Consider the following 21,089-nt stretch of genomic DNA (forward strand, 5'->3'; position numbering starts at 1 on the left):
GTACCTGTAGTTTCTGTTTTCACTCTTTCTTTCATGCTGAACATGTTTTTCTATATATACCAAAAAAATACACCTCGAATGATTCGAGGTGTATTTCTCTTTACTTAAATACAGGTTCTTTAAAGCTCGCCAATTTTTCAAGTGATGTTTTATCAACATCAGCATGTAGGCTTTTTCCATGAGAATCCATCGTTACAACTGCTTTAAAACCATCGATACGTAAATGCCACATTGCTTCCGGGATACCGAATTGTAAGAAATCAACATCTTTCACTTCTTTAATACATTCAGCATAATATTGTGCTGCACCACCAATTGCATTTAAGTACACACCACCGTGTTCTTCTAAAGCAGCTAATGTTTTAGCACCCATACCACCCTTACCAATTACAGCACGAATACCGAACTTTTTCATAATATCGCCTTGATATGGCTCTTCACGGATACTTGTCGTTGGACCTGCCGCCTTAATTTGCCAATTATCATTTTCATCTTTCACTACAACTGGACCACAGTGATAAATAATTTGTCCATTTAAATCTACTGGACAATCGTTATCCATTAAATGTTTATGAATCGCATCACGTCCGGTATACATCATGCCGTTAATTGTAACAACATCCCCAACACGAAGTTCACGAATTTGCTCTTCTGTAATTGGAGCTTGTAATACGATTTCACGCTGCTCTGATTGTTCTTGTGCAGCTTCTTGCTGAAGTGTGTCTTCACCTTCTTGGTATAACCAATCCATAATTTCTCCTGTTTCAGGATGGATTTTTACACCAAGGCGGCGATATGCCCAGCAATTATACGCAACAGATACATAGAAGCTAGCTGGCAGGCGATTATATACGCCAATTTTACAACCAAGTAAAGTTGTTTCTCCGCCGAATCCCATCGTACCAATGCCAAGTTTATTCGCATTTTCTAATACGTACTCTTCAAGTTTTTGTAACTCTGGTACTGGATTGACATCATCTAATGTACGGAATAATTGATTTTTTGCTAATTCGTAACCTGATGTTCGGTCTCCCCCGATACCAACACCAATTACACCTGCACTACATCCTTGGCCTTGCGCTTGATATACTGCATGAAGAAGGCATTTTCGAATTCCTTCTAAATCACGCCCAGCTCGTCCAAGTCCTTCTATTTCACAAGGCAAGCTATATTGAATATTTTTATTCTCACAACCGCCGCCCTTTAAAATTAAACGTGCATCAATGTAATCTTTTTCCCATTGTTCAAACTTAATAACAGGTGTACCTGGTCCTAAATTATTTCCGCTATTGTCTCCAAAAAGAGAATCAACAGAGTTTGGACGAAGTTTACCATCTTTTGTCGCCCGCTCAAGCGCACTATAGATAGCTTCCTTCAGTTTTAATTGATTCACACCAACTGGTGTATAAATTTTAAACGTTGGCATCCCTGTATCTTGGCAAATCGGCGAGATATTATCATCTGCCATTTTAATGTTATTCGTAATTGTGCCAAGTGCCATCGCTGAACGAGTCCCTGCGTTTTCTCGCTCTTTCGCTTGTTGAATCGCACGACGAACATCTTTCGGTAAGTTCGTTGACGTTTCAACAACTAGTTGATACATGCTTTCTTGAAGCTTTTCCATTGTTACTTCCCCCTCAATTGTGAACGCTACCAAACGTTATGAGATGAAAATTCCATTGTTATGCTCTTCAGCTTTTTATTTATCACGCTATTAAAGTATAAATGAAATTTTTCACAACTTGATTATACCTTTTTTTCTATATTCCTTCTATTATCCGTACAGAAAAAGGCTACCAATTTTGTATTGGCAGCCTTTTTAATATATTATTCGTCTTTTTTAAATTGCTCACATTTTAATTCTAATTCATCTAACATCGCAAGAAGACGATCTACATCTTCTAACTCTACTTCTTCAGGTTCAATTGTATCAATTACTTCAATGAACATATTTAAACGCTCTTTTAAATATACTAATTGTGTATCTTTATCTTGAATTGCTTTTCCCATGAAGGCACTCTCCTTTTAATTCGAGTTGCTTTTATTATACCGCAAAAATGATTGCTATGGGCATGTAATTTCATCGATTTTGTAACAGTAATTCATTCTAATGTAAGCCCTCTCTCTTTTTTTACAAAAAAGTTTCACTTTATAAAAAGCACATATTCTTCTATTATAGAGAATGGACAAATTGTTATTTCAATAGTCAAAGGAGTATTTCATATGACGATATCACAAATAATGAAGCCGATTACTCCTTCTTACGATCCATGGGAAGCGTATATGGACCTTGAAGAGTACGGCAAACTACTATTAACAAACGTTGAGTTTACAACAACGACGTTATGCAATATGCGTTGCGAGCATTGCGCTGTTGGTTACACATTACAGCCGAAAGATCCAAATCCGCTTCCGATGGAGCTTTTATTAAAACGATTAGATGAGATTCCTCATTTACGTTCTTTAAGTATTACAGGCGGAGAACCTATGCTTTCAAAAAAATCCGTCGACAATTATGTAACACCACTCTTAAAATATGCCCATGAACGAGGCGTTCGCACTCAAATCAACTCAAACTTAACTATAGATTTAGCACGTTACGAACAAATTATTCCCTACTTAGATGTATTGCACATTTCACATAACTGGGGAACAATTGATGACTTCGTTGAAGGCGGATTTGCAATGATGGAGCGTAAACCTACTTATGAACAACGCGCAAAATTATTCGAAAGAATGATTACAAATAGTAAAGCTCTATCAAATGCAGGTGTACTCGTATCAGCAGAAACAATGTTAAACAAAAGAACTCTACCACATATGGAACATATTCATCGTCAAATTGTCGAAGAAATGGGATGTAAGCGTCATGAGGTTCATCCGATGTATCCGAGTGACTTCGCGAGCAATTTAGAAATTTTAACGAAAGCTGAAATTCGTGATGCAATTGAGCATTTACTAGAAATTCGCGATGAAAATGTATGGATGTTATTCGGAACATTACCTTTCTATGCTTGCAGTGATGATGAGCGAGACATCGCTACATTTAAAAAATTACAAGAAAGCAAAAATGTAACTGTCCGTAATGACCCAGATGGCCGTTCTCGTTTAAACGTAAATATTTTCGATGGAAATATTATTGTGACGGACTTTGGTGATGTTCCACTTCTAGGAAACATACAAACAAACACATTACAAGAAGCATATGAAAAATGGAGCGCTTCAAAAACAGCAAAATCATTAAGCTGTCACTGCCCTGCAGTAAAATGTCTTGGACCAAATGTTCTTGTAAAAAACAGCTACTATCCGACAGAAGATTTCTTATCAAAAACAGCAAATATTACATTATAAATAGAAACGTCAGCTTATAAGCTGACGTTTTTCATGTTATTGCGAATGCGATGAAGAAATAAATTTAAAAAACAAATGATCGTGAATTGGAATAGCTGCCCCAATTCCTTGAGATGTAATATTTTTCACGACAAGCCTTTTTTGATTCCCTTTTAACACAAGGTAGACTTCGCCAAATGTTACTTTTCCTTTTTCATTTACTGCTGGTGTATAAGCGTATAAATATCCAAGTTGACTCGGACTAATATTATATACACGCTCATGTCCTGTGCCATAACCAATGGTCGTTTTAAATGAAAGTGGCAATTGTACTTTTTCAAGCGCTTTTAAAAGCATCATTTTTTTCACATCAGCAGCATCTTTCATATCTGCTGTTAAATCACCTTCGATTGTCTTTTGGGTTTCTTGTTTATAGCGAAGTGGGTATAAGCGATCCCCCCCGCGATTGTCATATACATTTCGATTCACTTGCTTATATTCCCAGTTAATCGATGTATCTATTGATTCATAATTTAATGCCCATTGACCTAAATAAATTTTTGCTCGGTATCCTACTGCAAGTGGTGCATTCGAAATTGTTGTTTCATTAAACATTCGAATTAAATCAGGATTTTCAATTTTGATATTTGCTGTTTTCAATAGTTCTTGCGCAAACTTACTTGGCTGTAAACGCGGCAGATCTTGTGCGTCATTTGGAAATGTATTATCTTTTGAAATATTTAAAACAGATGAAGGCATTTTTACTTCTACCGTTGTCTTTGCAAAACTACTGTTAGGAAATAATAAAATAAACGAGACCATGGTTGAAAGGCATATGCTGTATACTCGTTTCACCTGTCTGGCTCCTTCCTACATAAAGGTATATATACTACTTTGTTTATTGTTTTCTCCGGGCACAATTGTTATGCCTATTTTTCATAATAAATAAAAACCAATTCCCATAATGACATACGCCGCTAATAAAGTGCCTCCTTCAAACCAGTTTGTATCCCCATCATTTGAAATCGCAATCGTTAAGAAAACGGCTGTAATCATGGACACAAGCTCTGGTATTGTAAATACTAAAGGCATCTTTTGTACAAAAAACATCGAAAGAAGTACTAATACAGGAGCAACAAACATGGCGATTTGTAATGTAGAACCTACTGCAATTTCAACTGCGATATTCACTTTATTTTTATACGCCATAATAATTGCAGATGCATGTTCTGCTGCATTACCAACAATCGCAACGATGATAACCCCTATAAATAACTCTGACCAGCCAAATGACTTTGCAACCGTTTCAAAAGTATGTACGAGTGCCTCTGAAACATAGGCTACCGCGATTGTTGCTATCGCTAAAACGAGTAGCGCTTTACCTTTCGACCACTCAGGCTCCTCCTCATGTACTTCTTCATCGCTCTTATGTTGATATACACCACGGTGCGTAACTAACTTAAATAGCAATGCAGCAAGGTACATAATGATCATGATAATAGAAACGCCAATACTTAATTGATACGTCTTTCCAGCATCCATCTTCATTGAAAAAATCTCTGGAATAACAAAGGCTACGACAACAGCAAATATTAATAAAGCTGAATTATGCCTCGCATCATACACATTAAAACTTTGTCTTTTATATTTAAGGCCACCTATAAAAAAGGAGAGTCCTCCTACTAATAATAAATTCCCAAGTACAGAACCCGTTAATGAAGCTAACACAACTTCAATTAACCCTGCTTGAAGCGCGAAAATTGAAATGATAAGTTCAACCGCATTACCAAAAGTAGCATTTAATAATCCACCTATCCGAGGTCCAGAAACAATTGCTAAACTTTCTGTTGCTCTCCCCATAAACCCCGCTAATGCGATGATCGTAATGCAATATACAGCAAACATAATTGTTTGAGGCCAATGCATTGTTTTTCCGAGTACAGAAAGTGGTACACCTATAAGCGCTACTATAAGAAATATTTTATTAAACATGCTTTCCATCCTTCCATCTTATGTATTTCTCCTCATCATTAATATTATTCTTCTCCTAACTTGTCCGATTTCATCACAATTGTGTTTAAAAAATCAGATTGAAGAAAACAGTATGAAAGATATTTAAATTATCTTGTTTAAATGGAGAAAATTATAAATTATGAAAAGAGGTTAAAAGTATGCACTTAAAAGAAAAAATTGCAACGATTATTCAAGGACAAAGAACAGGTGTGTTATCTACTGTACGTAATGAGAAGCCGCATAGCGCTTTTATGATGTTTTTCCATGAAGATTTTGTACTATACGTTGCAACAGATCGAAAATCAAAAAAGATAACAGATATCGAAAACAATCCAAATGTACATGTACTACTCGGACGAGAAGGAAAAAAATTAGATGAAGATTATATAGAAGTTGAAGGCTTAGCTTCAATCGAGGAAGACTCAACATTAAAAAACAAGTTTTGGAATAATAGCTTAAAACGCTGGTTACTTGGTCCTGAAGACCCTAATTACGTATTGATAAAAATCAATCCTGACACAATTTATTACATCGATGGTGCAGGTACGACGGAGCCCGAGTTTTTACGACTATAAAATAAAACAAGCCCCCCTTAGGTGGGCTTGTTTTGTCGAAAAGTTCTTCTAAAAAAACAATAAAATAGGTGGAACTTTCTAAAGATTCTGTTATATAATAGCATTAACTTAAATAAACTGTATTAAAACAGATTGAGAGGAGAAATAAAATTGATGAAAAGAGAAGAACGCAAAAACATGATTGAATTTATTGAAAAGAAAAAAGGAATTGAGCGTGACGAATTATTGTTTATGACAGACGATGAAGTAGAACATATTTATAATGTAACGTACTTTTTATATGAGGAAATTGCAGAGTAGTATAATAATCCCCACCTTATTAAAAATATAAGGTGGGGATTATTTCGTTATTAATACATGAGAATGATTTTCATGTATAATAATGTAAGATTGGAGGAATTTTACTATGAGCTCATGGCTATTATTCGCACTATTATCAGCAATTGCTGCTGCCCTAGTATCTATTTTTGGAAAAATCGGCTTAGATGGAATCGATGCTAACGTTGCAACGACGATTCGTTCTATTATTATGGCATTATTTATGGTAGGGGTTATTATTATACAAGGTAAATTTCAAAATATCGGTGATGTCCTCCTAAATAAAAAAGCACTGCTATTTATCACATTAAGTGGAATAGCTGGTGCTTCGTCATGGCTATTTTATTTTCTTGCATTAAAAACAGGAAAAGTCTCACAAGTAGCACCTATCGATAAATTAAGTGTAGTATTTTCCATTATTCTCGCGATGATTATATTAGGTGAAAAGTTAAACTTTATGACTGGTATTGGTGTAGTCTTTATTACAGCTGGTGTATTATTTATTGCTTTCAGCTAAAAAAACCGCTATTATTAGCGGTTTTTTCTTTTCCTTATATAAATCCACACAATCAATGCTACAATTGCCGAAACTAATAAAATCCATATTCCATAATGATGTAAACTATATTCAACAAAGCGCCACTTCTCTCCCAGTTTCCAACCTAGACCAATAAAAATACTTATCCAAATGAGCGCACCGCCGTAAGCGTACAAACAAAATCGCCACAATGTTAAATTCGACACCCCAGCAAAATATGCTGTTAAATGACGTACTCCTGGTATAAAGTATCCAATCATTAAAAGAAATGGACCGTATTTTTCAAATAAAATATGTGTTTTTTCAATATGATGTTCCTTAATTCTAATTTTCGGTCCATATTTTTTTAAAACAGGGAGCCCAAGTTTTAACCCTAATATGTAACTTAATGTAATACCAAGCATTGCACCTGCCATTCCACTTAAAAAAGCAGCTGTTCCTGACATAACTCCTTTTGAAATGTTATAGCCTATAAAAGTCAATAAAAACTCATCCGGTATAGGTAATCCAACAATCCCGCCAGCTAAAGCTATAATAATTCCAAAATACCCATAATGTGCGATTAATTCGCCAATATGTTGCTCCATTCGGAAGACACATCCTATGCACGATCGTTATTCCATATTGTGCCCGTTCTATCTTCAAGCCAAACATGGTATACATATTCACTATACATTGTTTTTATAATGAACTCTACTTCTATTCCGTTCCTTTAACAGAGATTGAATCCGTGTTTTTTTGTCCCTCCCCACCGATTATTAGCCTGCACCAATCGGGATTTTACGGGCTGCGGGGTTTCCACTTAACTTCCTTGCATTCGCTAATTTTTGGAGTAGGAGTCTTACCGCCTATAAATAGCCAGATTAAAAAATAAAAATTCATAGGCTTATTTTTTTGTTACAATAAAGGAAAGTTACTTTTTGCAACGGTTTAACTCTCAGGAAAAATGATATATCTAGCAAAAACATAGTCTGGTCTATATAATGCAACTTCTACCTATTAGAGTAACATGCACCCTTTTACATACAACATCATTTTTCTAAATTATACAGGGGGAACGAACATGACCATTGAAAAACAATTTATCCAAAAGATTTACTATAAAACATTTTTAACAGAAGACTCTTCCATTCCGGTAACGGAAGTACTCGGTGAAGCATATATAAATGAATCAAAAAATGAATTCTCCAATATATCTAATATTCGCTTCGCACAAGGTGAAGTTTATTTTCAAACTAAAGACTTTGAAGCCGCTATATTCAAATGGGAGAAAGTAAATAATGAACTTGCTCTCTGGGCCATGAAGAATATTGCAGATGCCTATTTCGAATTAGATTTCTTACCAAAAGCAGAAGAAATTTATAAATCTATCCAAACAGAAGATACAACTCTTACGATGGAAGTTTCCCTACAACTTCTTTCTCTTTATATCGAGCAAAATCGTTTAGGTCTAGCATTTAAGACGATTAGTGAAGCTGTCGCGTTTCAACCGGACTATCCAAATATTACTGCAATCGCTCGATCGTTCTATGAAAAACAAGAAGATTGGAATAATGCTATTGAACTAGCGGTTCAAGAAGGAATTCGAACAAAATCATTACACTGGTTTGATACTTTAATCAATTATGTAAACAGAGGCTTTACTAACAAGATAAAACCCGAGTATTTCTATGAATCTTTAAAAGCCTTATATGCTATTGATCAAGTTCAGTTTAAAGAACTTGTTATTTCACTTTGGAACAGCTATGAAAATGAATCATTCCATCTACCTTGGATTCAAACAATAAATCACTTATTCTTACATATTGAAGTAGATGCTAATGACAATTGGAATGAAATTTCTACTCGCTATCAAGAGACTTACTTCGAATTGATTACTGGACAACATTTCATGCACGAATTACAAGAACTTGTACCAGATTTATTAACAAATTGGTTTAGTTTAACGAAAGCGGAAGATTCTTTACTTGTCTCCGCAGCAGTATTAGCATGGAATGAAGTTTCACCAACAACTCTAGAATCATTACTTGTAAAAAGCGCAGGTGCCTTACTTTCAAATGCATCAGCTCATTCAAATGTTGATATGGCAGACGTATCAGCATTATTTGAAACGATTGCTGTATGGGCTGAGAAGAATGATGTAGATTTAGGTCATCAATTCACACTACTTGTTCGTGAGTTATACGATTTAACTGTTACACAACTTCTAGTAGCAGGAGCTAGCGATTATGATAAATCAGCCTTTATTAACTCTATACTAGGAGAAAATATATTAAATGAGGCTATAACAACTTCAATTACATTTAAAGATGATAGTCAAACTGAAATAACTGAGCTTACAGAACTAGATATACGAAATATACCAAACTTTGACGAACTTCATAACATACTAGCGGTACCTTCTCAGTCAGAACTAGAAAGAAAATGTATTGAAGTTAAATTACCAAGTAGATTTTTACGAAAAAATAAGTTTTCATTCCTTGTTACACCTACTGTGCATGGACAACTTAACAAAAACAACTCTCACTTTGAATATTTACAGGCAGCAGATAGTCTCATCTATGTACTAAATTCAGCTTCACCATTACATGATGAAGAACTCGATACATTATTATATATTCGTGAGCAAGTACCAAATTTACAAATTCAATTCGTCTTACAAACAATTGATACGAATACTAGTGAAAATATCACGAACAACATTAAAAAGAAAATACTCGTACATTTCCCAGAAGCACAATTTTTCCCTTACTCTCCTTCCCAAGAGAGTAGTGAACAGCTAGGTAACGTAACAGACTCTATTCTTTCTAACCTTACTCAGCGTAATGTGGAAAAAGAACGCATTGAAAAATTATTATGGTTTATCCAAAAAACAATTGCATACCTTGTAAATGAACGTGTGGAATTAGAAAATACGTTAGTGAAATCCGTCCGCTGGAATAAGCATATTTTAGTAAAACTTGATGGCTTTATTAATAATCTTACTGCCATCCAAAAAGATAAAATTCGTTCTATTACAGAATCTTATCTTTTAACGAAAGAAGAGATTACGCAAGATATACATTCTCAAATCCCTGAATTGTTGCAGAGTTGCTCTGATCTCGTTCAAGAAGATAGTGATTTCAAATTAGTCCATGAAGAGCTAAATGTAGCAATGAATGAAAGAATTCAAAAGCATGTACAGCAAGTGCTTCTTCCTAAGTTTACTGGGTCTATTCAAGAATGGATTGAAACTGCTCATAATGAATTCATCCAAGCTCAGGCTTATTTAGATGAAATGGGCGATACCTTTAATAAACTCTATGAGGAAGAGCGTATTAAACTTCCTTGCGATTTCAAATTACTAGATGACTGGGATAGAGATGTTGCAAGAATGACGAACAGAATTACAGTGGCTGACATCAATATTTTATTACGCTTTACACCAACACAATTTTTCTTAAAAAGTGCAGGAAAATTATTCGGTAATATGCAAAAAAACCAGTCTATGCTATCAAATAAATATAAACAATATATTGAAACAGAAGATTATACAGAAGTTGCTCAGATGATTTCAAAACAATTCTTCCTTCAATTTGAAGTGTTTGAAGGTGCGCTAGAACGTGATATCATGATGTTCTTTAAAGACCCTCTTAGCATATTGAAACAAACTGTAGAAGCGGCCCAACTTGAAATACAAGAAGATGAGCAAACATTAACAAAGCTAAGAACCAACCCAGAAACTTATCATGATCCTTTAGCACTATTTAAATTGCAATTATTACAAAAAAAATTCATGTTAAATATTGAAACTATCGATTCACAAGAAACAATAAAGTGAAACTTTAATCAGTGGGGGGTTTTTGTTCATCCCCACTGATTATTAGTTGAACCAATCGGGCGTTTACGGGCAGTTGATCTCCCACCTAGCTTCTTTGCTCCACCTGAATTTTGAGGTGGGAGTTTTACTGCCCGTTAATGCGGGATAAATACAACACCAACTGTTTAAATAAGAAAAACCAAGCAACTAATTCGCTTGGTTTTTCTTATTTTTAATTTACAATTTTCACATGTTCAAATGGATAATATATCGCCATGAGCTTTCCTAATACTTCTGTTCTATCAATGAGCCCTAAGCCGTTCCTACTATCCCTACTAACTAAACGATTATCTCCCATCACAAAAATTTTATTTTTAGGAATTGTAATCGGTCCAAAGTCTTCAGTTAAATTGATAAGTAATTTTTCTGCCTGTTTTTTATTATTATTTAAATACTCTTCGTTTTTCACTTGATGATTAACATATAGTTGATCATTCTTCATCTCAATTACATCTCCTGGCAATCCAATAACTCTCTTCACGTAGAAATTATCTGTCTTCACGACAATAATATCCTCTCTCTCATAACTTTCAAATCTCTTGGCAAGTTTATTAATGATTACTTTATCTCCATCTTGTAACGTCGGCCTCATCGATGCTCCTTTTACAGTCGTAGGAAAAAACAAAAAGATTTTTGCCAAAAACACTAATAAACATGCTATTGCAATTATTTCAAAGAATTCACGCAAACGTTTTTTCTTTTGCATCATTCCACCATCTCATCATCTTTTTATTTTTATTATAAATACTCCGACTGATGAATTTCCACAAAATTCTGAATTATAACATTGGAATATTACAAATATAAAAATAACATTCCTCATAAATTTACTATTCTTATATATTACTAGATAGGTATTTTTCTATGGAATTCCTGATTAGTAAATATAATATACTGCATAAATTAAACAAACAAATATATTAGCATAGCGATAAAAAAAGATACTCTCAAAATAGCCTATCTACTATTTTTGAGAGTATCTTTTTATAATCCTACATATACAATACACATCTGCGCTGCGACATATGTAAACCAAATCCAAAGTGGTTCATACTTCAGTTTGCGCCCCCCGATATCTGTAACACCGATAATAAAATCAGAAATCACGAACAATAAACCACCAAGTGCTGGCACCCACCATATTCCTGTATTCTCGTAATATAAGGCGAATGCAAAACAAGCCATTCCTCCGACCCACAAACCGTAAATTAGAGCCCCTATCGTAAACAATTTATCCTGTTTTTCATTTCGGATAAAAAAGAACCATCCTATAATTAGAAAGAGTCCGTATACGAGTAAACCAATCCAAAAACCATTCCATGAAATACCTGTTTGTAAAAATGCTTTCACATAGAAACAATGTGCAAGAGCGAAAGTAACCATTCCTCCAATTAATCGATGACCAATTGGAATCAATCCTGCCATAAATAAATCTCCTATAGTTGATAAAGTCATACCAAGTGCAACCCATGTACTATATTCTACCGACGGATCTTGTAACCATATCCAAATTGCACTACCAGTTAAAGAAAAACTCAGAATAAGACGAACCGCTAACGGCAACGGCATATTATTTCTCGTTCTTTTCGTCTGTCCTATTGCATAAATTGCTCCCGTTAAAAAAAGAATAATTTGTCCGACTAACACAATGTAAAGTACATTCATAATATGTTCTCCTCAATAAATGCTTTTTCTATCTTTTTTTCGTTACATATGGCACGTTTTCCTTTTTCTATGTAAAAAAAGAAGAACATTACTGTTCTTCCATTTTAATCGTTTTTCTGTTCTCTATGCTACCTGTTTTTCTTGCTCAATTTTCTGTTTAGCCGGAGCACGATTTACTACAATAATTCCCGCTGCAACACATGCTAAACCAAATAGTACAAAGGAATGAATTGCTTCCCCTAAAATTAGACTGGATAGTAAAACACCAAACACTGGTATAAAGAACATATACATCGAAACTTTTCCTACTTTGTTATACTTCATAATTGTATTCCATATACAAAATCCCGCTGCCGATAAGAACGATAAATATATGAGCATAAGTATTGCATGTAGGTTAAATGTAAATGGTATTACTCCAACTTGAAATGCACCTATACATAGTAACCCAATTGATCCAAAAATCATTTGGTATGCTGTCATGTACCCAACATCTAATGTTTTACTTCCTTCTTTTGCTAGTATATTTCCATACGAATACATCATTGCTGCCCCAAGAAGTAATAAGCTACCTATTCCAAAGTGGAATGATAAGCTTCCATCACTCGGTACATTCACCAAAATCACACCACAAAAACCGATAGATACTCCAATTATTTTTCTCATATTGAGAGCATCATCTTTATATAAAAAGTGCGCGAGTAAAATTTGAAAGAATGATGATGTTCCTGAAATAATCGCTCCTTCAATTCCTGAACTGTAACTCATTCCAATATAAAAACATATATATTGAAGAAAAGTTTGGAACAAACCAATTTGAACTAACTGCTTCCCTGTTCCTTTTTTGAACTGCATATCTTTTCCTAACGCTTTAAAAAATAATAAGAGCATTGCACCAGATAAGAAAAAGCGATAACCCGCAAATAATATTTGTTCTCCGACTTCTTGTGGCTGAATTCCAAGTTCAACATAGCTTAATTTAATAAAGGGAAATGCGCTTCCCCATAAAAAGGTTGCTACTATTGCAGCAATAAACACGCCAATCGGATTGGTAAAAAATTTCTCTGTCTTCAACTTGATGTCTTCCTTTCCGATCTTTTTATGAACAATATTCATATATACCAAAGGAAATGCGAAAACACAAGTTTTCAGTTTATCCCGCTATTCGCCGGGCAGTAAAACTTCCACCTCCAAATTCGGCTGGGGCAAAGAAGTTAGGTGGGAGCCCTGCTGCCCGTAAAAGCCCGATTGGTAGGGGCTAATAATTAGTGGGGGATGAACAAAACCCCCACTAATTAAAGTTTTACTTTATACTAAAACAAAAACATATCATCTAAGAAAAACATATGCTATACTATAGAATAATTACAACATAATAACTATTAAAATCAGATTCAACAGAAATGCTGCTATCCATTATGGATGGCAGCTTTCGTCGTTTTATAGGGGTTTCGATTTTGATTCTTTTTCTCAATAAGAATTCGGAAGGAGCGAGTAGTAATGAACGCAGAAGTAAAAACATTACAAGCACAAAAAGATATTTCTCATCCCTCTTTATGGGATACATTAAAGAAACATTATGAACTTATATTTGCAATCGCATCTGGTATTTTCATTTTAGCTGGTTGGTTATTCACAAAGAACGAGGCAATAAACGCAGGTATTATTTTCTATATCCTTGCCTATGTAATTGGAGGATTTGCAAAAGCAAAAGAAGGTATTGAAGACACAATTGAAGAGAAAGAGCTAAATGTTGAAATGCTCATGATTTTTGCAGCTATCGGTGCCGCAGTTATCGGTTACTGGGCAGAAGGTGCTATTTTAATCTTCATCTTTGCATTAAGCGGCGCAATGGAATCTTATACATTAAGTAAAAGCCAAAAAGAAATTTCAGCGCTTCTTGATCTACAACCGGAAGAAGCATTACGTATTTCAAACGGAACTGAGGAACGTATTCCCGTTGGACAATTACAAATTAACGATATTATTTTAATTAAGCCAGGTGAGCGTGTTCCTGCTGATGGCACAATTCATAATGGTGAAACAAATATTGATGAAGCAGCTATTACAGGAGAACCTATTCCGAATGAGAAAAAATTCGGCGATGAAGTATTTGCCGGCACTGTAAATTTACGTGGTGCTATCGAAGTTAAAATTACGAAGCCGAGCGATCAAACATTATTCCAAAAGATTATTCGTCTCGTACAAAGTGCACAAAGTGAAAAATCGCCATCACAACTATTCATCGAAAAATTTGAAGGAACATACGTAAAAGGTGTACTACTCGTTGTTGCGCTTATGATGTTCGTTCCTCATTTCTTACTCGATTGGAGCTGGAATGAAACGTTTTATCGCGCTATGATCTTACTTGTAGTCGCTTCTCCTTGTGCGCTAGTTGCAGCCATTACACCAGCAACTTTATCAGCAATTTCAAACGGAGCGAGAAATGGTATTCTCTTTAAAGGTGGTATTCATTTAGAACGTCTAGCTTCAGTAAAGGCGATTGCCTTTGATAAAACAGGAACATTAACACAAGGAAAACCTACTGTAACAGATGTATATGTTCGAGATGGCATAGCAGAAAGTGAAGTACTTTCTATTACAGCAGCGATTGAAAGTCACTCTACACATCCTTTAGCAGAAGCGATTGTTAAATATGCAAAACATGCTTACGACATTACGATAAAAAAACCAGAAAACGTTGAAGATGTAACTGGTTTTGGATTAAAAGGAATATTAGAAAACAACGCTTATAAAATTGGTAAAGCTGATTTTATCGGAGAAGAAACAAAAACATTTCATAATGGCATTTCTGTCTCACTTGAAAAAGAGGGAAAAACTGTCGTTTATATAAGTGATGAGGATGGTATTCTTGGACTAATCGCTTTAAAAGATACCCTTCGTCAAGAAACAATAGCTGCTATTCGTGATTTGCAAAGCATTGGTGTAGAAGCAATCATGATTACTGGTGATAATGAAGAAACAGCAAAAGCAATTGCCAATGAAAGTAATATAAAAGAATATTACGCATCATGTTTACCAGAAACGAAAGTTGAAACGATAAAGCAGTTAAAAGAAAAGTACGGTACAGTAGCCATGGTCGGAGACGGCATAAATGATGCGCCTGCACTCGCTACTGCTAGTATTGGTGTGGCAATGGGTGAAGGAACAGATGTAGCATTAGAGACTGCAGACGTTGTTCTCATGAAGAACGAATTATCTCGTCTCTCTCAAGCAATCCGTTTATCAAAACGAATGAACCGTATTGTGAAGCAAAATGTAATCTTTTCGCTAGCTGTAATTGCAATGCTGATTTGTTCTAACTTCTTGCAATTTTTGGCTCTTCCATTCGGTGTTATTGGACATGAAGGAAGTACGATTCTTGTCATTTTAAATGGTTTGCGATTATTAAAAGGAAACAAATAAAACGGGTCCCTCATAAAGGACCCGTTTTTTTAATGGTAGCTATTGTGACCGTTCGCACTGCTGCTCGTTTTATGCTTTGGATGCGAACTGCTCTTTTGTTTATTGTTACTTTTATTATTGTGGTTCTTTTTATTATTACTCATGAAATATCCCCCCTGTTCCCTTTTATTATGGAACAAGAGCTCATTTTTCATTACGGGAATTATTGTCACCCGTTCTATAATGATGGAGTAAACCATTAATTTCACCGCCAAGCAAAATTACCCATCCAGTTAAGTAAAACCATAACATTAAAATAATGATACCACCGAGACCACCATATGTATTAGCGTAATTTGCAAATTTATCTACATAATAGGCAAATGAGTACGATACCACAATCCATCCTACAGTAGCAAATAAAGCCCCCGATATGACTTCTCTTCGCTTTAATTTCCGATCAGGCGCAAACGTATATAAAAAGCTAAATAAAGCGAACAAAACGAAGAAACTCGCTACTAAACGCGTAATACTCCAAACGTAAGAAAAACTATCCGATAAACCAATTGCTTTAAACACAGCTGCCCCAATCACTTGTCCAAATACCGGAACGATTAGTGCAAACACAATCATAAAAATTATTGCTAACGTAAACACGATAGATAAAGCTCTTGTTTTAATAAAGGAACGGGTTTCTGCTACATCATAAGCACGGTTAAAAGCGTTCATAACCGCATTCACCCCGTTTGAAGCAAACCATAGCATCGATAGTAAACCGAATGATAATAAACCACCATTTTGCTCGTTTACAACTTTATCTACGTTTACTTCAATTAAGTTCATCGCATCTTCTGGTACGTACGGTTCTAATAAATTGAGCACACTTTCTGTTTGAAGGTCAATAAAGCCAAGAAGCGTAATTAAGAAAACAAGCCCAGGAAAAATCGCAAGCAAGAAGAAATAAGCGAGCTGTGCTGCCAAGCCCGCTACATCATCGCGCATCGTCCGGTCATATAAATCTTTCCCAAACGAAAAAGTGCGATGTCTTCTTACTTTTTCTATAAATTTCTTCATATATTTTTAAACGCTTTTCTTCTCTTCTTTATTTTGCTTTAACTCAATGTACGCTTCAGTTTTTTTTTCCTCTGCATTTGAGTCTTTCATAAATAATTCACGCGCTTCTTTCATACCACCATCTTCAGCTACCACTGGCTCTTCTTCCGCTTTAAGCTCATCTACCTTTGGAGATACAGCTTGAATTTCAATCGTTTCTGGTTTTTCTACTGGCTCAACTTTTTTCTTACTAAAAATTTCTTTCGTTTCTTTTAACGTCTCTACAACAGACGGCGTTAATTTTTTAATTTCTGCTACTTTCGCTTTCACTACATTAAAATCAGCAAGTTCGCGTCCTTTATCTGTAACAGTTTGCACTTTTTCTTTTATCTTCGCATTTTCACCAATTTCAATCATCTTTGTTTTTGCTTTTTCTGCTGTATTTTTTACTTTTTCACGGTTTTCTTTCTTTAACATAGATACCGCTACACCTGCAGCTACACCAATCGCAATGTTTCGAGCAATATTATTTTTCTTTGCCATATTCCTTCACCCTTTCATTTCTTATGTTAGAAAGTATTACTTTCTAAGCTTCCTCATATTCCTTGTTCATTTCGAATGAAAGCTAATAGCTTTGCACACCCTTCTGTTACAAGGTCATACACTTCTTGGAAGTTCCCTGTAAAGTAAGGGTCAGGAACGTCTGTCCAGCCACCGTCTGGAACAAAATCGGACAGCATACCAATATAGCCTCCAGTTTTACCTAAACTTTTTAAATCTGCTATATTCTTGTTGTCCATGGCAATAATATAATCAAACTTTGTTAAGTCTTCTTTTTCTACTTTCCTTGCTTTAATTCCTTCAAAAGCGACTTCATTTTCTTTTAAAATTTTTTGTGTTCCTTTATGTGGTGGATGACCAATATGCCAATCTCCAGTTCCTGCAGAATCAATGACAATTTTCTCTTCGAGTCCCTCTTTTACGACAAGATCTCGAAAAATCGCTTCTGCCATTGGAGAACGGCAGATGTTCCCAAGACAAACAAACAATACTTGGACCATATTTTTGTTTCTTCCCTTCTTGGTGCATTTCTTGCTATATACTTATATAGTATAAACAACCAATTATTAATTATAAAGGAAATCCCTACTAATTTAATAGGATTGAAAAGTTTCATTAACGAAAATGATAAAAAATGTTAAGATAACCTTATGTTATTTTAAAGGGGGACACTTCGGTGGATTTATCCGTAAAATCAGAAGAAAACGTTGAATATATGGTAGAAGCTATTAAAGAAAAATTACGCATGGTTAATGCTGGAGCAATGAGAGCAGCTAGCTTTAACGAAGAAATGTACGAGGACTTACGTGACATTTATGAGCATGTTATGAAACGTGAAACATTTAGCATTAGTGAAATGCAAGCTATTACAGAAGAGTTAGGTACATTAATTAAAAAATAACAAAGAGCCTCATAAATAGAGGCTCTTTTTAATTTCAACAAATTCATGACAACTCTGCGCTTTTCCTCATCACATTCTAAAATACTGTACAATGAAAGTAGAACCTCATCTTAGATTTTTTCTCCATACATACTACTCTAAAAAAATTGCCACACTACCATTGCTAACTGTTTTTACTGGGGGTGCTTACTTATGAGCAATTGGTACAGTAAGACGAAAGATCAAACATTAATCGACCTAGAAACAAATGAACAACACGGTTTAACAGATGAAATCGTAAATGAACGTTTAAAGCAATATGGCCCTAATGAATTAATAACAAAACAAAAACGTACTTTATGGCAACGCATTTTCTCCCAAATTAACGACGTCCTCGTATACGTCCTTATTATTGCTGCCCTTATTTCCGCCTTTGTAGGTGAATGGGCCGATGCAAGTATTATCGCGCTCGTTGTTATTTTAAATGCAGTTATCGGTGTCATCCAAGAATCAAAGGCCGAGCAAGCTTTAGACGCACTAAAGAAAATGGCGACACCTAAAGCTATCGTAAAACGAGACAGCGAACTTAAAGAAATCCCATCTGAGCACGTCGTTCCAGGTGATATCGTTATGCTTGATGCCGGACGATATATACCATGTGATTTACGGCTTATCGAAACTGCTAATTTAAAGGTTGAAGAATCTGCCCTAACTGGTGAATCTGTCCCTGTCGATAAAGATGCAATCTACCACCCTTCCATGCAAAGTGATGAGCAAGTACCATTAGGCGATCAAAAAAACATGGCCTTTATGTCGACGCTAGTAACATACGGACGTGGCGTCGGCGTCGCTGTTGAAACTGGAATGAACTCACAGATTGGTAAAATCGCTACCCTTTTACATGAAGCAGACGATGATATGACACCACTTCAAAAAAGCTTAGCACAAGTAGGAAAATATTTAGGTTTTGTCGCTGTAGCTATTTGTGCTACTATGTTTCTCATCGGTTTTTTACAAGGACGAGATACGTTAGAAATGTTTATGACTGCAATTAGTTTAGCTGTTGCAGCCATTCCAGAAGGCTTACCAGCTATCGTTTCCATCGTTCTTGCAATTGGTGTTCAGCGTATGATTAAACAAAATGTTATTATTCGTAAACTACCAGCTGTTGAAGCCCTCGGTTCTGTCACAATTATTTGTTCAGATAAAACGGGTACGTTAACACAAAATAAAATGACTGTTACTCACTTTTATAGTGATAACACATACGATCACTTAGAAAATTTAAATGTAAATAATGATGCGCAACGTCTATTGTTAGAAAATATGGTGCTATGTAATGATGCGTCTTACAATAATGACTCACAAACCGGAGACCCTACTGAAATTGCGCTTCTCGTTGCTGGAAACACTTTTAACATGCAAAAGGATCATTTAGAAAAGATACATGAACGCGTTAACGAACTACCTTTCGATTCTGATCGTAAAATGATGTCAACTGTACACACGTACGATGAAAACTACTATAGTATGACGAAAGGTGCTATCGATAAACTTTTACCTCACTGCACCCATATCTTTATAAATAACAAAATCGAGGTCCTAACAGATTCTGATAAAAATCAAATATTAGACGCTGCCCAGTCAATGTCTCAAGAAGCTTTAAGAGTACTTTCATTCGCATTTAAACAATACAATTCAAGCGATGTGGATATAAATCATCTCGAAGAAAATCTCATCTTTATCGGTCTTGTCGGTATGATTGATCCACCACGTACAGAAGTAAAAGATTCCATTACTGAGTGTAAAAAAGCTGGTATTCGTACAGTTATGATTACTGGCGATCATAAGGATACCGCCTTTGCAATTGCCAAAGAACTTGGCATTGCTGAAGAAATATCTGAAATTATGATTGGAACTGAATTAGATAACATTCCAGATACAGAACTAGCAAGCAAAATTAATCACTTAAATGTATTCGCTAGAGTCTCTCCAGAACATAAAGTGAAGATCGTAAAAGCATTACGCGCTAAAGGAAATATTGTTTCCATGACTGGAGACGGTGTAAATGATGCTCCATCTTTAAAACAAGCAGATGTTGGAGTAGCAATGGGCATTACCGGAACAGATGTCGCAAAAGGCGCAGCGGATGTCGTTTTAACAGACGATAATTTCTCATCTATCGTTAAAGCCGTTGAAGAAGGTAGAAATATTTACCGTAACATAAAAAAATCGATTCTCTTCCTACTCTCTTGTAACTTCGGAGAAATTATCGCTTTATTTTTAGCTATTTTACTTGGCTGGGCGACACCTTTACGCCCAATCCACATTTTGTGGGTCAATTTAATTACCGACACACTTCCTGCACTGTCACTCGGTGTTGATCCTGAAGATCCAGATGTGATGAAGGAAAAACCACGACATGCGAAAGAAAGCTTATTTAGCGGTAGCGTTCCTTTTCTTATTTTCAATGGAGTTGTAATTGGACTTCTCACTTTAACAGCCTTTATCGTTGGGGCAAAGCTCTATACAGGAGATACAAATTTATTTCCTCTCTTCCCAAAGCAAATTGATGAAGACGCTCTATTACATGCTCAAACGATGGCATTTGTCGTTCTTAGTTTTTCGCAACTCGTTCATTCATTTAACTTACGTTCAAGAACGAAATCGATTTTTTCAATTGGGATATTTACAAATAAATATTTAGTCTTCTCCCTTCTTATCGGTGTTCTTATGCAAGTTTGTATTATCTCCATCCCTCCTCTTGCCAATATATTTGGTGTGCATGCATTAACATTACGCGATTGGGGATTTGTTCTCTTATTAAGTATCATTCCTCTTGTTGTGAATGAAATTATTAAATTAGTTAAGAGAAGCTAAAAGGCAATGAGG

General features: G+C 35.3%; 19 protein-coding genes. 8 read left to right on the forward strand and 11 right to left on the reverse strand.

Going from position 1 to position 21,089, the window contains the following annotated elements:
• Positions 1 to 100 precede the first annotated feature (100 nt).
• Both fumA and SJY24_RS28075 read right to left on the reverse strand, forming a co-directional pair.
• On the reverse strand, positions 101 to 1,624 hold the full coding sequence (fumA, locus tag SJY24_RS28070) for a class I fumarate hydratase (protein WP_377866991.1): 1,524 nt from the start codon (positions 1,622 to 1,624) through the stop codon (positions 101 to 103).
• Between the two features lie 203 nt (positions 1,625 to 1,827).
• Positions 1,828 to 2,010, reverse strand: coding sequence for an SE1561 family protein (locus tag SJY24_RS28075; protein ID WP_000513558.1), 183 nt, complete (start codon positions 2,008 to 2,010; stop codon positions 1,828 to 1,830).
• A 213-nt stretch (positions 2,011 to 2,223) separates the two neighbouring features.
• Here SJY24_RS28075 and yfkAB point away from each other — a divergent pair, with 213 nt between their 5' ends.
• The gene (gene yfkAB / locus SJY24_RS28080) at positions 2,224 to 3,351 is read left to right on the forward strand and encodes a radical SAM/CxCxxxxC motif protein YfkAB (protein ID WP_000156002.1); all 1,128 of its coding nucleotides are present in this window, start codon (positions 2,224 to 2,226) and stop codon (positions 3,349 to 3,351) included.
• A 36-nt stretch (positions 3,352 to 3,387) separates the two neighbouring features.
• Here the strand turns inward: yfkAB and SJY24_RS28085 are convergent, their stop codons facing one another.
• Together SJY24_RS28085 and cax are read right to left on the reverse strand one after the other, a co-directional pair.
• Positions 3,388 to 4,185, reverse strand: a complete 798-nt coding sequence (locus tag SJY24_RS28085) for a YfkD famly protein (RefSeq protein ID WP_002094746.1) — start codon at positions 4,183 to 4,185, stop codon at positions 3,388 to 3,390.
• A gap of 81 nt (positions 4,186 to 4,266) precedes the next feature.
• Positions 4,267 to 5,322, reverse strand: coding sequence for a calcium/proton exchanger (cax, locus tag SJY24_RS28090; RefSeq protein WP_377866992.1), 1,056 nt, complete (start codon positions 5,320 to 5,322; stop codon positions 4,267 to 4,269).
• 179 nt (positions 5,323 to 5,501) lie between these two features.
• Here cax and SJY24_RS28095 point away from each other — a divergent pair, with 179 nt between their 5' ends.
• From SJY24_RS28095 to SJY24_RS28105, 3 genes are all read left to right on the forward strand, one after another.
• Complete coding sequence (locus SJY24_RS28095; RefSeq protein ID WP_000550213.1) at positions 5,502 to 5,918, forward strand: pyridoxamine 5'-phosphate oxidase family protein; 417 nt, start codon at positions 5,502 to 5,504, stop codon at positions 5,916 to 5,918.
• Positions 5,919 to 6,071: 153 nt separating this feature from the next.
• Positions 6,072 to 6,218 (forward strand): BH0509 family protein, encoded by a 147-nt coding sequence (locus tag SJY24_RS28100; protein WP_000817786.1) that lies wholly within the window; start codon positions 6,072 to 6,074, stop codon positions 6,216 to 6,218.
• Positions 6,219 to 6,324: 106 nt separating this feature from the next.
• Positions 6,325 to 6,753, forward strand: coding sequence for an EamA family transporter (locus SJY24_RS28105; protein ID WP_002115869.1), 429 nt, complete (start codon positions 6,325 to 6,327; stop codon positions 6,751 to 6,753).
• A 14-nt stretch (positions 6,754 to 6,767) separates the two neighbouring features.
• On the opposite strand, the gene SJY24_RS28110 is transcribed toward SJY24_RS28105, so the two are convergent.
• Complete coding sequence (locus SJY24_RS28110; RefSeq protein ID WP_377866994.1) at positions 6,768 to 7,361, reverse strand: DedA family protein; 594 nt, start codon at positions 7,359 to 7,361, stop codon at positions 6,768 to 6,770.
• 476 nt (positions 7,362 to 7,837) lie between these two features.
• On the opposite strand from SJY24_RS28110, the gene SJY24_RS28115 reads away from it, so the two are divergent.
• Positions 7,838 to 10,594, forward strand: a complete 2,757-nt coding sequence (locus SJY24_RS28115) for a tetratricopeptide repeat protein (RefSeq protein WP_377866995.1) — start codon at positions 7,838 to 7,840, stop codon at positions 10,592 to 10,594.
• 211 nt (positions 10,595 to 10,805) lie between these two features.
• On the opposite strand, the gene lepB is transcribed toward SJY24_RS28115, so the two are convergent.
• The 3 genes from lepB to SJY24_RS28130 all read right to left on the reverse strand — a co-directional run bounded on the left by lepB (position 10,806) and on the right by SJY24_RS28130 (position 13,372).
• Complete coding sequence (lepB, locus tag SJY24_RS28120) at positions 10,806 to 11,342, reverse strand: signal peptidase I (RefSeq protein WP_000983287.1); 537 nt, start codon at positions 11,340 to 11,342, stop codon at positions 10,806 to 10,808.
• A 275-nt stretch (positions 11,343 to 11,617) separates the two neighbouring features.
• Entirely contained in the window at positions 11,618 to 12,298 is a 681-nt protein-coding gene (locus SJY24_RS28125; protein WP_071745359.1) for a lysoplasmalogenase, read from the reverse strand.
• A 123-nt stretch (positions 12,299 to 12,421) separates the two neighbouring features.
• Positions 12,422 to 13,372, reverse strand: a complete 951-nt coding sequence (locus SJY24_RS28130) for a DMT family transporter (protein ID WP_000845724.1) — start codon at positions 13,370 to 13,372, stop codon at positions 12,422 to 12,424.
• A 426-nt stretch (positions 13,373 to 13,798) separates the two neighbouring features.
• On the opposite strand from SJY24_RS28130, the gene SJY24_RS28135 reads away from it, so the two are divergent.
• Positions 13,799 to 15,724, forward strand: coding sequence for a heavy metal translocating P-type ATPase (locus SJY24_RS28135; protein WP_377866996.1), 1,926 nt, complete (start codon positions 13,799 to 13,801; stop codon positions 15,722 to 15,724).
• A gap of 183 nt (positions 15,725 to 15,907) precedes the next feature.
• Here SJY24_RS28135 and SJY24_RS28140 read toward each other — a convergent pair whose 3' ends face one another.
• The 3 genes from SJY24_RS28140 to SJY24_RS28150 are packed head-to-tail and all read right to left on the reverse strand — an operon-like array spanning position 15,908 to position 17,817.
• Positions 15,908 to 16,777, reverse strand: a complete 870-nt coding sequence (locus SJY24_RS28140; protein WP_377866997.1) for a YihY/virulence factor BrkB family protein — start codon at positions 16,775 to 16,777, stop codon at positions 15,908 to 15,910.
• Positions 16,778 to 16,783: 6 nt separating this feature from the next.
• Positions 16,784 to 17,299: a DUF4075 domain-containing protein gene (locus SJY24_RS28145; RefSeq protein WP_377866998.1), complete on the reverse strand. Its 516-nt coding sequence runs from the start codon at positions 17,297 to 17,299 to the stop codon at positions 16,784 to 16,786.
• A 53-nt stretch (positions 17,300 to 17,352) separates the two neighbouring features.
• On the reverse strand, positions 17,353 to 17,817 hold the full coding sequence (locus tag SJY24_RS28150; protein ID WP_000250903.1) for a low molecular weight protein-tyrosine-phosphatase: 465 nt from the start codon (positions 17,815 to 17,817) through the stop codon (positions 17,353 to 17,355).
• A 176-nt stretch (positions 17,818 to 17,993) separates the two neighbouring features.
• Between SJY24_RS28150 and SJY24_RS28155 the strand changes: the two genes are divergently transcribed.
• Both SJY24_RS28155 and SJY24_RS28160 read left to right on the forward strand, forming a co-directional pair.
• Entirely contained in the window at positions 17,994 to 18,218 is a 225-nt protein-coding gene (locus tag SJY24_RS28155) for a DUF1128 domain-containing protein (RefSeq protein WP_000366197.1), read from the forward strand.
• Between the two features lie 192 nt (positions 18,219 to 18,410).
• Positions 18,411 to 21,077 carry a cation-translocating P-type ATPase gene (locus SJY24_RS28160; RefSeq protein ID WP_377866999.1) on the forward strand — a complete coding sequence of 889 codons (2,667 nt, stop codon included), beginning with the start codon at positions 18,411 to 18,413 and terminating at the stop codon, positions 21,075 to 21,077.
• The last annotated feature ends 12 nt before the right edge of the window (positions 21,078 to 21,089 follow it).

The sequence above is a fragment of the Bacillus sp. R86525 genome, assembly GCF_042466195.1.
Taxonomy (GTDB): domain Bacteria; phylum Bacillota; class Bacilli; order Bacillales; family Bacillaceae_G; genus Bacillus_A; species Bacillus_A nitratireducens.

Coding starts and splice junctions, on each gene's coding strand:
- fumA (WP_377866991.1), bottom strand. CDS start 1,624: ATGGAAAAGCTTCAAGAAAGCATGTATCAACTAGTTGTTGAAACGTCA.
- SJY24_RS28075 (WP_000513558.1), bottom strand. CDS start 2,010: ATGGGAAAAGCAATTCAAGATAAAGATACACAATTAGTATATTTAAAA.
- yfkAB (WP_000156002.1), top strand. CDS start 2,224: ATGACGATATCACAAATAATGAAGCCGATTACTCCTTCTTACGATCCA.
- cax (WP_377866992.1), bottom strand. CDS start 5,322: ATGTTTAATAAAATATTTCTTATAGTAGCGCTTATAGGTGTACCACTT.
- SJY24_RS28095 (WP_000550213.1), top strand. CDS start 5,502: ATGCACTTAAAAGAAAAAATTGCAACGATTATTCAAGGACAAAGAACA.
- SJY24_RS28100 (WP_000817786.1), top strand. CDS start 6,072: ATGAAAAGAGAAGAACGCAAAAACATGATTGAATTTATTGAAAAGAAA.
- SJY24_RS28105 (WP_002115869.1), top strand. CDS start 6,325: ATGAGCTCATGGCTATTATTCGCACTATTATCAGCAATTGCTGCTGCC.
- SJY24_RS28110 (WP_377866994.1), bottom strand. CDS start 7,361: ATGGAGCAACATATTGGCGAATTAATCGCACATTATGGGTATTTTGGA.
- SJY24_RS28115 (WP_377866995.1), top strand. CDS start 7,838: ATGACCATTGAAAAACAATTTATCCAAAAGATTTACTATAAAACATTT.
- lepB (WP_000983287.1), bottom strand. CDS start 11,342: ATGATGCAAAAGAAAAAACGTTTGCGTGAATTCTTTGAAATAATTGCA.
- SJY24_RS28125 (WP_071745359.1), bottom strand. CDS start 12,298: ATGAATGTACTTTACATTGTGTTAGTCGGACAAATTATTCTTTTTTTA.
- SJY24_RS28135 (WP_377866996.1), top strand. CDS start 13,799: ATGAACGCAGAAGTAAAAACATTACAAGCACAAAAAGATATTTCTCAT.
- SJY24_RS28140 (WP_377866997.1), bottom strand. CDS start 16,777: ATGAAGAAATTTATAGAAAAAGTAAGAAGACATCGCACTTTTTCGTTT.
- SJY24_RS28145 (WP_377866998.1), bottom strand. CDS start 17,299: ATGGCAAAGAAAAATAATATTGCTCGAAACATTGCGATTGGTGTAGCT.
- SJY24_RS28150 (WP_000250903.1), bottom strand. CDS start 17,817: ATGGTCCAAGTATTGTTTGTTTGTCTTGGGAACATCTGCCGTTCTCCA.
- SJY24_RS28160 (WP_377866999.1), top strand. CDS start 18,411: ATGAGCAATTGGTACAGTAAGACGAAAGATCAAACATTAATCGACCTA.